Origin of the sequence: Variovorax palleresanus, assembly GCF_051144945.1 — a bacterium.
Taxonomy (GTDB): domain Bacteria; phylum Pseudomonadota; class Gammaproteobacteria; order Burkholderiales; family Burkholderiaceae_C; genus Variovorax; species Variovorax paradoxus_S.
Genome location: NZ_JBJNVP010000002.1, coordinates 2,000,880 through 2,012,500 on the forward strand (window position 1 = coordinate 2,000,880; position 11,621 = coordinate 2,012,500).

At 62.8% G+C, this 11,621-nt stretch carries 9 protein-coding genes and 2 rRNA genes (1 of these 11 only partly in view); 5 read left to right on the top strand and 6 right to left on the bottom strand.

Going from position 1 to position 11,621, the window contains the following annotated elements:
• Positions 1–2: 2 nt before the first annotated feature.
• The 4 genes from lnt to ACJ7Z0_RS13280 form a co-directional block, all read right to left on the bottom strand.
• Positions 3–1,592 (bottom strand): apolipoprotein N-acyltransferase, encoded by a 1,590-nt coding sequence (gene lnt / locus ACJ7Z0_RS13265; protein WP_434790221.1) that lies wholly within the window; start codon positions 1,590–1,592, stop codon positions 3–5.
• Positions 1,592–2,470 carry a CorC family transporter gene (locus tag ACJ7Z0_RS13270; RefSeq protein ID WP_431127148.1) on the bottom strand — a complete coding sequence of 293 codons (879 nt, stop codon included), beginning with the start codon at positions 2,468–2,470 and terminating at the stop codon, positions 1,592–1,594. The genes lnt and ACJ7Z0_RS13270 overlap by 1 nt, the downstream gene beginning before the upstream one ends.
• A gap of 90 nt (positions 2,471–2,560) precedes the next feature.
• Positions 2,561–3,289: a GNAT family N-acetyltransferase gene (locus ACJ7Z0_RS13275; RefSeq protein ID WP_431127145.1), complete on the bottom strand. Its 729-nt coding sequence runs from the start codon at positions 3,287–3,289 to the stop codon at positions 2,561–2,563.
• A 109-nt stretch (positions 3,290–3,398) separates the two neighbouring features.
• Positions 3,399–3,872, bottom strand: coding sequence for an Lrp/AsnC family transcriptional regulator (locus tag ACJ7Z0_RS13280; RefSeq protein WP_021012636.1), 474 nt, complete (start codon positions 3,870–3,872; stop codon positions 3,399–3,401).
• Between the two features lie 155 nt (positions 3,873–4,027).
• Between ACJ7Z0_RS13280 and hppD the strand changes: the two genes are divergently transcribed.
• From hppD to ACJ7Z0_RS13305, 5 genes are all read left to right on the top strand, one after another.
• The gene (hppD, locus tag ACJ7Z0_RS13285; protein WP_434790222.1) at positions 4,028–5,155 is read left to right on the top strand and encodes a 4-hydroxyphenylpyruvate dioxygenase; all 1,128 of its coding nucleotides are present in this window, start codon (positions 4,028–4,030) and stop codon (positions 5,153–5,155) included.
• A gap of 28 nt (positions 5,156–5,183) precedes the next feature.
• Positions 5,184–5,981, top strand: coding sequence for a transporter substrate-binding domain-containing protein (locus tag ACJ7Z0_RS13290; protein ID WP_431127140.1), 798 nt, complete (start codon positions 5,184–5,186; stop codon positions 5,979–5,981).
• A 20-nt stretch (positions 5,982–6,001) separates the two neighbouring features.
• Complete coding sequence (phhA, locus tag ACJ7Z0_RS13295) at positions 6,002–6,886, top strand: phenylalanine 4-monooxygenase (protein WP_434790223.1); 885 nt, start codon at positions 6,002–6,004, stop codon at positions 6,884–6,886.
• 155 nt (positions 6,887–7,041) lie between these two features.
• On the top strand, positions 7,042–8,733 hold the full coding sequence (locus ACJ7Z0_RS13300) for an AMP-binding protein (protein ID WP_434790224.1): 1,692 nt from the start codon (positions 7,042–7,044) through the stop codon (positions 8,731–8,733).
• Positions 8,734–9,663: an MBL fold metallo-hydrolase gene (locus ACJ7Z0_RS13305; protein WP_434790225.1), complete on the top strand. Its 930-nt coding sequence runs from the start codon at positions 8,734–8,736 to the stop codon at positions 9,661–9,663. It begins immediately after the preceding gene.
• A 108-nt stretch (positions 9,664–9,771) separates the two neighbouring features.
• On the opposite strand, the gene rrf is transcribed toward ACJ7Z0_RS13305, so the two are convergent.
• Together rrf and ACJ7Z0_RS13315 are read right to left on the bottom strand one after the other, a co-directional pair.
• Positions 9,772–9,884, bottom strand: a 5S ribosomal RNA gene (gene rrf / locus ACJ7Z0_RS13310).
• 142 nt (positions 9,885–10,026) lie between these two features.
• A 23S ribosomal RNA gene (locus tag ACJ7Z0_RS13315) occupies positions 10,027–11,621 on the bottom strand (it continues 1,279 nt past the right edge of the window).

Consider the following 11,621-nt stretch of genomic DNA (forward strand, 5'->3'; position numbering starts at 1 on the left):
GCTCAGGCCCGCCGACGGCGCAGCCCGAAGGCGGCCGCCACGATCGCGAACGCCGTGATCCAGAGCGGCCACAGGCCGAACGGCGCCACCCAGCGCGCAAAGGGCGTGAGCCCCGTGCGGCCTTCGACCGATGCCTCGAGCACGCCGCGCGTGAGCCGCGGCAGCTCGTGCGTGACACGGCCTGCGGCATCGATGACCACGGTTGCGCCGGTGTTGGTGGCCCGCACCATCGGCCGCGCGAATTCGAGCGAGCGCATGCGCGAGATGGCGAGGTGCTGGTCGATGGCCACGGAGTTGCCGAACCAGGCGATGTTGCTCACGTTGAGCAGGATGGTCGGGGCCGTGGCCTCGTTCTTGAAGTTGGCGCCGATCTCGTCGCCGAACAGGTCTTCGTAGCAGATGTTGGGCGCAACGCGCTGGCCCTGCCAGGCGAAAGGCGCCTGCGCCAGGCCGCCGCGGGCGAAGTCGCCGAGCGGAATGTTCATCATCCGGATGAACCAGCGAAAGCCCGGCGGAATGAATTCGCCGAACGGAACGAGGTGGTGCTTGCTATAGCTGTAGGGCCGCGCGGCGCCGGGCTGGAAGCCGAGCACCGCGTTGCTGTAGGTCCCCTGGCCGCCCATCGGCAGGCCGACGATGGCGGCCTGCGTGCCATGGCTGTAGCGCGCCTGGATGGCTTCCAGATAGCCGGCGGGCAGTTGCTGCGGCAGCAGCGGCAGCGCGGTTTCCGGCGTGACGACCAGCGAGGCCTTGGCATCGCGCAGCTGTTCGCCGTACCAGCGCAGCGCAAGGTCGATGCCGCCGCCGGGAATGAATTTTTCGTCTTGGGGGATGTTGCCCTGCAGCAGTGCCATCTGCAGGTGGCCGCTCGAGCCCTTGTCACCCTGCGCGCTGGCGGGCAACGGGTTGACCAGGTGCGGCGCCGCAAACGCAGCAATGACGAGGACCACGGCCTGTGCCAGCCCCAGTGTGCGGGCGGGCCGTGTCAGTGCAACGAGTGCCGCCACGAGCGCGGCGACCGCGCCGATGCCGTACACGCCGATCCAGGGTGCCCAGGCGGCCAGAGGCCCCTCGACGTGCGCATAGCCGCCGGCACCCCAGGGGAAGCCGGTGAACCAGCTGCCGCGCACGAGCTCGGCCAGCGTCCAGAGCGCTGCGAAGACCAGCGCGCCGCTCACCGGCCCCTGCGGGCCTCGGGCGACGAACCAGGCACAGGCGGCGGCGTAATAGAGCCCGAGCGCCGCCGCGAGCGAGAGCACCGCAATGGCCGCGAGCGGCGCCGGAAGGCCGCCGTAGGTGTGCATCGAGATGAAAAGCCACCAGAAGCTGCCGGTGAGCCAGGCGGTCGAGAAAAGCCAGCCGTGCAAGCCGGCGCGGCGCCAGCCCGCGCCTTCGGCGCGCAGCCAGTCGAGCAGGCCGACGAGGGCCGCCAGCGAAACGAGCTGCAGCCACCACAGCGGGCGGCCGTTCGCGGGCCAGGCGATGGCGGCGGCCTGCGCGAGCCCGGCCAGCGCGAAGCCGAGAAGGCGCAGCAGGCCCACGGCGGAAAAGGTCTGCTGGGTGCGGAGCGTTGCCGCTGCGGGCAGCGGCATCAGTCGGCCGCGTCGCTGCCGCGGGCCGGGGACACCTTGAACCAGCGCACGGCCCCGCCCTTGGTGTGCAGCACCACGAAGTCGAAGCCGCCGATGGCGTGATGCTCGCCGCGCTTGGGAACGTGGCCCATCTCGTGCGCGATGAGGCCGCCGATGGTGTCGAAGTCTTCGCTCAGCTGTTCTTCGTCGAAGGTGATGCCGAAGGCTTCGGCCACGCGGTCGATGGGCGTGTCGCCCGAGACGCGGTAGGTGTGGTCGGCCAAGCCGAAGATGTCGCCTTCGTCTTCGGCAATGTCGAATTCGTCTTCGATCTCGCCGACGATCTGCTCGAGCACGTCCTCGATGGTGATGAGGCCGGCCACGCGGCCGAACTCGTCGATCACGATGGCCAGGTGGTTTCGGTTGCCACGGAACTCGCGCAGCAGGTCGTTCAGGCCCTTGCTCTCGGGAACGAAGGTGGCGGGGCGCAGCAGAGCCCGGATGTTGAGCCCTGGCGCGCGCTGCAGCTTGAGCAGGTCTTTCGCCAGCAGGATGCCGATGATGTTTTCTTTTTCGCCTTCGTACACCGGGAAACGCGAGTGCGCGGTGTCGATGATCAGATGCAGCAGCGCGTCGAACGGCGCGTCGATGTTCACCAGGTCCATGCGCGGGGCGGCAACCATGACGTCGCCGGCCGTCATGTCGGCCATGCGCAGTACGCCCTCGAGCATCACGCGCGACTCCGCGCCGATCACCTCGTTGTCCTCGGCGTCGGCGAGGGTTTCGATCAGCTCGTCGCGCGAGTCGGGACCGGGGTGGATGAATTCGGCCAGCTTCTGGAGAAAGCCGCGCTTGTCTTCCCGTTCGACGGGAGCGCGTTCAGAGTGAGGTTCGGCCACTGCGGGAGGCGTAGTTGAAGAGCTGCAAGGATACCGGATGCGCGTGACAGGCTCTACCGCACGGCCCTCATGGCCCTTTCTCGAGGACGCTCAGGGGGCAGATTTGCTTCGCGCGTCTCTCATGCCGCTGCGCACTTCCTGCAGGCTGGCAAGAAAGGCCCAGAACTGCTTGGCGCGGGTCTTGAGCTGGTAATCGACCGCCGCGTAGTGCTCGAGCGCGATCTCGCTCATGCGGCTGTCGAAGGTGGCGCTCGGCAGCTGCAGATGCGCCTCGGACTCGGAACCGCTGCGCACCACGGTGGCACCGGCGTTGCGGGCGATCTTCAGCATGGCGGCGTTTTCGCTCAGCGCATGGATGAAGAGCATGCCCACGCCTTCGTTGCGCGCCACGACCACAGCACGCTCGAACAGCCGGGCGCCGTAGCCGCGGCCGCGCGCGTGGGCGGACACCGAGACGCCGAATTCGGCGCAGTCGCTGTGCTGGTCGTCCGGCGCGAACGCCAGGTGGGCCATGGCAATGAGGTCGAGCCGGCGGTTGTAGATGCCAAACAGCTCGTCGCGGTCGAAGTCGAGCCCGTCGACGTAGCGCTGCACTTGCTCGTCGGCCGCGGCATAGCCGAAGCGCAGGTAGCGGTCGTGCGGGCTCAACGCCAGCAGGTGTTGCGCGATGCGCTCGCGTTCGCGCGGGCCGATCGAACGGATCGGCACCATGACGGGTGAGGGCGCGGAGCTCGCGCGTGGTTGCGCCTCAACCATGGGCGCTTTCAGGAAAGAGCCGAGGCCGAGAGACGCCTTCAGAAGGGTCTTGGCGGTAAGCATGGCTCAAATATAAGGGTTTTCCCTTAATCAACAAGCCTGCATGGGTACTTTCGAGCTTCATAGGTGACGAGGTACCAAAGCGCGTGTCGTTCCCGCAACCGTTTCGTGGCTAAACCGGCACAGCTGTTGTGGCCTTGACACGGTCGAGCACGAAGCTGGTCTTGCAGTCCTCGACGCTGGGGTGCTTGAGCAGGGTGTCCATGATGAAGCGGCTGTAGTGCCCCATGTCGGCGACCACCACGCGCAGCAGGTAGTCCATGTCGCCCGTGAGGGCCGCGCACTCGACGACTTCGGGCCAGGTCTGCACGCTCGCCCGGAACAGGTCCATCGGGTTGCGCTTGTGGCTTTCGGTGTGCTTTTCGAGCCGGACGTTCAGATAGGCGGTGAGGCCGAGGCCGATGACCTCGGGGCGGACGAGCGCAACATAGCGGTCGATGACGCCGCTTTCTTCCAGCCGCTTGACCCGCCGGAGCACGGCGCTGGGCGACAGGCTCACCTGTTCGGCGATCTGGTCGTAGGTGGCCCGCCCGTCTGCTTGCAGCGTGCGCAGAATCAACCTATCAATCTTGTCTAGTGCTTCCATATCCGCATTTTCGCAGTTTTATTGCGTCATGGCCATTTTCAACGCCCATTAACGCTGAAAACGTGAGGGGGATCCGCTCTACAGTGCATCACTGGTCGTTCTCGCCCTTTCGCTGACTGTTTTCATTCCTTCGAACCCACTTCTGGAGACCCCACATGAGCCACGCCGACGCCCCCCCTTTCACGCCCTGGGAGAACCCGATGGGGACCGATGGCTTCGAATTCATCGAGTACGCGGCGCCGGATCCGGTGGCCATGGGCAAGGTGTTCGAGCGCATGGGCTTCACGGCGGTGGCCAAGCATCGCCACAAGAACGTGCTGCTGTACCGCCAGGGCACGATCAATTTCATCGTGAATGCCGAGCCCGACTCGTTCGCCCAGCGCTTTGCGCGCGAACACGGCCCGAGCGTCTGCGCCATCGCATTCCGGGTGCAGGACGCCAAGCAGGCTTACGAGCGCGCCATCTCGCTGGGCGCCTGGGGTTTTGCCGACAAGGCAGGCCCCGGCGAGCTGAACATCCCTGCCATCAAGGGCGTCGGCGACAGCCTGATCTACCTGGTCGACCGCTGGCCCGGCAAGAACGGCGCCAAGCCGGGAGACATCGGCAACATCGGCTTCTACGACGTGGACTTCGAACCGCTGCCGGGCGTGGCCTCGCAAGATGCGCTGGCGCCCAAGGGCAACGGCCTGACCTACATCGACCACCTGACGCACAACGTGTACCGCGGCCGCATGAACGTCTGGGCCGCCTTCTACGAGAAGCTCTTCAACTTCCGCGAGATCAAGTACTTCGATATCGAAGGCCAGCTCACGGGCGTGAAGAGCAAGGCCATGACCAGCCCCTGCGGCAAGATCCGCATCCCGATCAACGAAGAAGGCAAGGAGCAGGCCGGCCAGATCCAGGAGTACCTGGACACGTACCGCGGCGAAGGCATCCAGCACATTGCGATGGGCTCGGACAACCTGTATGAAACCGTCGACGCGCTGCGCGCCAACGGCGTCACCCTGCTCGACACCATCGACACGTACTACGAACTGGTCGACAGCCGCATTCCAGGCCATGGCGAAAACGTCGCCGAGCTCCAGAAGCGCAAGATCCTGATCGACGGCAAGAAAGACGCACTGCTGCTGCAGATCTTCAGCGAGAACCAGCTCGGGCCGATCTTCTTCGAGTTCATCCAGCGCAAGGGCGACGACGGCTTCGGCAACGGCAACTTCAAGGCGCTGTTCGAGAGCATCGAGCTCGACCAGATGCGCCGCGGCGTGCTGTCGGCCGCAAAATAATCATTTCTTTCACTGGCCAGGAGCCTCCATGCGCAGCACGTTTTCGATCGGCTTGACTCTCATCGCGGCCGCGGCCGTTCTTTCGGGTTGCGCCATGGCGCCGGCCACGCCGGCGGCCGGCTCCTCGCGGCTGGACGTGGTGCAGAAGGCCGCGGCGCTGCGCGTCTGCACGCCTGGCGACTACAAGCCGTTCAGCTTCCAGAAGGCCGACGGTTCGTTCGAAGGCATCGACGTGGACCTGATGGCGGGCTTCAGCACCAGCCTCGGCGCCAAGCCGGAGTGGGTGAAGACCACCTGGGCCAACCTGCTGCCCGACCTCACCGCCGGCAAGTGCGACATGGCTGTTGGCGGCGTGTCCGTGACGACCGACCGGCAGAAGCGCGCCTTCTTCAGCGCGCCCTACATGGTGAACGGCAAGGCGCCGATCGCGCGCTGCGCCGACGTTGCCAAGTACCGGACCGTGGCCGACATCGACAAGCCTTCGACGCGGGTCATCTTCAATCCGGGCGGCAGCAACGAGCGCTTTGCGCGCGCCAACTTCAAGCAGGCCAAGCTCACGATGCATGGCGAGAACGTGACGATCTTCGACGAAATCCTTGCGAACCGCGCCGACGTGTTCGTGACCGAATCCGCCGAAGCCATCACGCAGCAGAAGCTCAAGCCCGGGCTCTGCGCCATCAACCCCGACAAGCCGCTGCAGTACGGCGAGATGGCGTGGATGCTGCCGCGCGACGACGTGGCGTTCAAGGCCTATGTCGACCAATGGCTGCACCTGCAGCAAGCCGGCGGCGACTTCCAGCGCGTGATGGACCGCTGGCTCAAGTAACAACCAAACAACGCTTTCCCATGGACACTCCCGCCGCCGCTGCCCCTGCCGCCGTCACGCCCGTCGTTTACGGCGCTTCCGATCGCCCGCCGCGCGGCGACTATTCGCGCGGCGGCGTGGTGCAGGCCGACTACACCTGTCCGCAGGACTGGGCCAGCTATACGCCGGCCGATCACGACACCTACAAGCGGCTCTACGAACGGCAGGCGGCGCAGCTGCCGGGCCTGGCCTGCGATGCGTTCATCAACGCGCTGCCATTGCTGGGCGTGAAGGACCGCATTCCCCGCTTCGAGGAAATCAACGAGCGGCTGCATCGCGCCACCGGCTGGGAGATCGTCGCGGTGCCGGGGTTGATTCCCGAGTTGCCGTTTTTCACCCTGCTGGCGAACCGCAAGTTTCCGGTGACCGACTGGATCCGCAAGCCGGAGGAGTTCAACTACATCGTCGAGCCCGATGTATTCCACGACCTGTTCGGCCATGTACCGATGCTGTTCGACCCGACCTTTGCCGACTACGTGCAGCGCTATGGCGAGGGCGGCATCAAGGCGCACGAACTGGGTGCCGGCGAGAAGCTGGCGCGGCTGTACTGGTACACGGTGGAGTTCGGCCTCATCCGCCAGCCCGCCGGCCTGCGCGCATACGGCGCCGGCATTCTGAGTTCGGTGGGCGAGTTGCAGCATGCGGTGCGCAGCGACGAACCGCACCGGCTGCCGCTCGATCTGCTGCGCGCCATGCGCACGCTCTACAAGATCGACACGTACCAGGCCAACTATTTCGTGATCGACAGCTTCGCGCAGCTGTTCGAGCTCACGGCGCCCGACTTCACGCCGCTCTACCGCGCGCTCGAGGTCGAGTCCGACATTCCCGCCGGGGTGCTGCTGCCGGGCGAGACCGGCAAGGCCTGAAGAAGACGCGCTTCTCGGTTCGATTGCGGCACTCTCGCGCACTGTGCGGTGCCGCGCAGCTATCGCCTGCGCGACAGCGCCCGCCCCGCTCCTAGGACAAGCCCGCTGGCGGCTGGCTGCCTCTGGCTCCCACAATCCGCGCAAAAGGAGCTTGCATGCAGACATCCGCGCGACAAAACTATCCGGCCGACGTGCCGCACGAGATCCATCCGGAACAGTACCGGTCCCTGCCTCACATGTTCGACGAAGCCTTCGGGCGCTACGCCGAACGGCCGTTCTCGGTCTGCATGGAACGTTGGATGTCGTACGGCGAGCTCGACACGTTGTCGAAGGCGCTGGGCGCATGGCTCCAGTCGCTCGGCCTCGAGCCGGGCGCGCGGGTGGCCATCATGCTACCCAACGTGCCGCAATTCGCCGTCACGATGTGCGGTGTGCTCCGGGCCGGCTATACCTGCGTCAACGTCAACCCGCTCTATACGGCGCGCGAACTCGAGCATCAGCTCAAGGACTCGGGCGCCACGGCCATCGTCATCCTGGAGAACTTCGCGGCGACGCTCGAACAGGTGATCGAGCGCACCCCGGTCAAGCACGTGGTCGTCACCGCGATGGGCGATCTGCTGGGCGGCCTTTATGGCGCCTGGATCACGGTCGCGGTTCGCCACCTGGCGAAGATGGTTCCACCCTACAAGCTGCCCCTGGGCAACGGCCGCACCGTGACGCCGTTTCCGAAGGTCATCGAAGAGGGGCGCGGACGCACGCTGGCGGCGGACCAGAGCACGCTCGATTCGATCGCCTTCCTGCAATACACCGGCGGCACCACGGGTTTGTCCAAGGGCGCGGTGCTGACCCATCGCAACATCGTCGCGGCCACCTTGCAGGCGGAGGCGTGGTTCACGCCCGCGCTTTCGAAGGCGGGTGACCTGGCGAAGGTCAACAGCATTGCCGCGCTGCCGCTGTATCACATCTTCGCGCTCACGCTCTGCCTCCTGGTCATCCGCCAGGGATCGCACATGACGCTGATCCCGAATCCGCGCGATTTCAACAAGTTCATCGCGGTGCTCAAGAAGCGCCCGTTCCACATGCTGCCCGCGGTGAACACGCTGTTCAATGCGCTGTTGATGCATCCCGAATTCAAGTCGATCGATTTCTCGACGCTGTTCGTGTCGCAGGCGGGCGGAATGGCCGCTTCCGAGGGCACGGCCAGGCGGTGGTTCGAGGCCACGGGCTGCCCGATGATCGAAGGCTGGGGCATGAGCGAGACCTGCGCCATCGGCACCAACAATCCCGTGTCGAATACCGAGTTCACGGGCACCATCGGCTTGCCGCTGCCGAGCATCGAGATCGCCATCAAGGACGACGAAGGCAACTCCCTGCCGGTCGGATCGCCAGGCGAGCTCTGCATCAAGGGCCCCAATGTGATGAGGGGCTACTACAACCAGCCGGCCGAAACGGCTGCCGCCTTCACGGCCGACGGATTCATGCGCACCGGCGACATCGCCGTCATGCAAGAGGACGGCTACAGCCGGATCGTCGACCGCAAGAAAGACATGATCCTGGTCAGCGGCTTCAATGTTTTTCCGAACGAGCTGGAGAACGTGATCTCGCTGTGCCCCGGTGTGGTCGAATGCGCCGCCGTCGGGGTGCCGGACGAAAAGCAGGGCGAGGCGATCAAGGTTTTTGTGGTGCGCAGGGACCCGACACTTACCGAAGACGCCGTGCTGCAATACTGCAATGGACAACTCACCGGTTACAAGCGGCCCAAGCACATCGAGTTCCGGGATTCGTTGCCGAAGACCAATGTCGGGAAGATCCTGCGGCGGGAGTTGCGCCCCAGCGCGGGCGCCTGAATGAGCCACCAGGCTGCGGCCGGGCTGCCGGCGAACATTGTCGTCTTCGAGCGCGGCTGGCTTTCGTCGAACAACATCCTGTTCATCGGGGCCGAGGAGACCGCGCTGGTCGACACCGGCTATGCCACGCATGCCGAGCAGACGCTGGCGCTGGTCGAATCGACCTTGGGAACACGGCTGCTCGACCGGATTCTGAATACGCACCTGCACAGCGACCACTGCGGCGGCAATGCCGCCTTGCAGCAACGCTACCCGTCGCTTCGAACGGACATTCCACCAGGCGAGGCGACATTGGTGGAGCGGTGGGACGAAGAGCGCTTGAGCTTCCGTGCGACAGGGCAGATCTGCCCGCGGTTTCAGTTCTCCGGCTTGCTGCAGCCGGGAAAGGAATGCATCCTGGGCGACAGGCCGTGGCAGGTGCATAGCGCGCCCGGCCACGATCCTCATTCGATCATCCTGTTCGATCCGGTCTCGCAGACGCTGATCTCGGCGGACGCCTTGTGGGAAAACGGGTTTGGCATTGCCTTTCCGGAGCTTGCTGGCGAACCGTCATTCGACGACGTGGCGGCCACGCTGGATCGGATCGAGACGCTGGCGCCGCTACAGGTGATCCCTGGGCACGGCCGCGTCTTCGACGACGTCGGCAACGCCCTGGCCACAGCTCGCCGCCGGCTCGAAGGCCTTCAGCGCGACCCTGTGAAGCATGCGCGGCATGCCATCAAGGTGCTGATGAAGTTCAAGCTGCTGGAAGTGCAGTCCATTGCTCTGGACGATTGGGAAGCCTGGCTTCGCGGCGCAACGTATCTGGGTGTGATTCGCTCGCGCTTCTTTGCCGATATGGAGTTGCGTCAATTGACCGACGACATTCTGGTCGAATTGGTCTACGCGGGCGCCGCCGAAATGGACGCGTCTTGCGTTCGTAATATCTAGCTCTGCTGCGGCAATAAAAAAAGCGCGTCACCTGATGATGACGCGCTTTTTTGAAGCACCAAAAGAAAAAGCCCAACACGCTGTGTTGGGCTTTTCCAGGCTGTAAGAGCCTGACGATGACCTACTTTCACACGGGAACCCGCACTATCATCGGCGCTGACGCGTTTCACTGTCCTGTTCGGGATGGGAAGGAGTGGTACCACGTCGCTATGGTCATCAGGCATAACTTGTTGTCTGACTGATCACGTGATCAATCAAACGAATTCATAGAGTTTGGAATCAGCACGCAGTATCTGCGCTGTTTGAATGTATTTTGAATGCGTCAACTTGGCATAACACCTTGATCGGATTGATCAAAGTTATAGGGTCAAGCCGCACGAGCAATTAGTATCAGTTAGCTTAACGCATTACTGCGCTTCCACACCTGACCTATCAACGTCCTGGTCTTGAACGACTCTTTAGGGGGCTCAAGGCCCCGGCAGATCTCATCTTGAAACGAGTTTCCCGCTTAGATGCTTTCAGCGGTTATCTCTTCCACACTTAGCTACTCGGCAATGCCACTGGCGTGACAACCGATACACCAGAGGTGTGTCCACTCCGGTCCTCTCGTACTAGGAGCAGGCTTCCTCAAATCTGCAGCGCCCACGGAAGATAGGGACCAAACTGTCTCACGACGTTTTAAACCCAGCTCACGTACCTCTTTAAATGGCGAACAGCCATACCCTTGGGACCGGCTACAGCCCCAGGATGAGATGAGCCGACATCGAGGTGCCAAACACCGCCGTCGATATGAACTCTTGGGCGGTATCAGCCTGTTATCCCCAGAGTACCTTTTATCCGTTGAGCGATGGCCCTTCCATACAGAACCACCGGATCACTATGTCCTGCTTTCGCATCTGCTCGACTTGTCAGTCTCGCAGTTAAGCACGCTTATGCCATTGCACTATCGTCACGATGTCCGACCGTAACTAGCGTACCTTCGAACTCCTCCGTTACGCTTTGGGAGGAGACCGCCCCAGTCAAACTGCCTACCATGCACTGTCCCCGATCCAGATAATGGACCTAGGTTAGAACCTCAAACACACCAGGGTGGTATTTCAACGTTGGCTCCACAAGATCTAGCGACCCTGCTTCAAAGCCTCCCACCTATCCTACACAGATCTGTTCAAAGTCCAATACAAAGCTACAGTAAAGGTTCATGGGGTCTTTCCGTCTTTCCGCGGGGAGATTGCATCATCACAAACATTTCAACTTCGCTGAGTCTCAGGAGGAGACAGTGTGGCCATCGTTACGCCATTCGTGCAGGTCGGAACTTACCCGACAAGGAATTTCGCTACCTTAGGACCGTTATAGTTACGGCCGCCGTTTACTGGGACTTCAATCAAGAGCTTGCACCCCATCATTTAATCTTCCAGCACCGGGCAGGCGTCACACCCTATACGTCCACTTTCGTGTTTGCAGAGTGCTGTGTTTTTAATAAACAGTCGCAGCCACCGATTTTTTGCAACCCATTCATGCTTCGTTGTTCACTACACACTAATAGGGCACACCTTCTTCCGAAGTTACGGTGTCAATTTGCCGAGTTCCTTCTCCTGAGTTCTCTCAAGCGCCTTAGAATACTCATCTCGCGCACCAGTGTCGGTTTGCGGTACGGTCGTATATAGCTGAAGCTTAGTGGCTTTTCCTGGAACCTCGTTCAGTCACTTCACGGACAAGTCCGCTCGATCGTTGGCCTCGGTATATGTGCACCGGATTTGCCTAATGCACGCCTACATCCAACTAAACCAGAATAATCCAATAACTGGATGACCTATTAAGATCCGTCCCCACATCGCACTATATATCGGTACAGGAATATTGACCTGTTTCCCATCAGCTACGCATCTCTGCCTCGCCTTAGGGGCCGACTCACTCTACGCCGATGAACGTTGCGTAGAAAACCTTGCGCTTACGGCGAG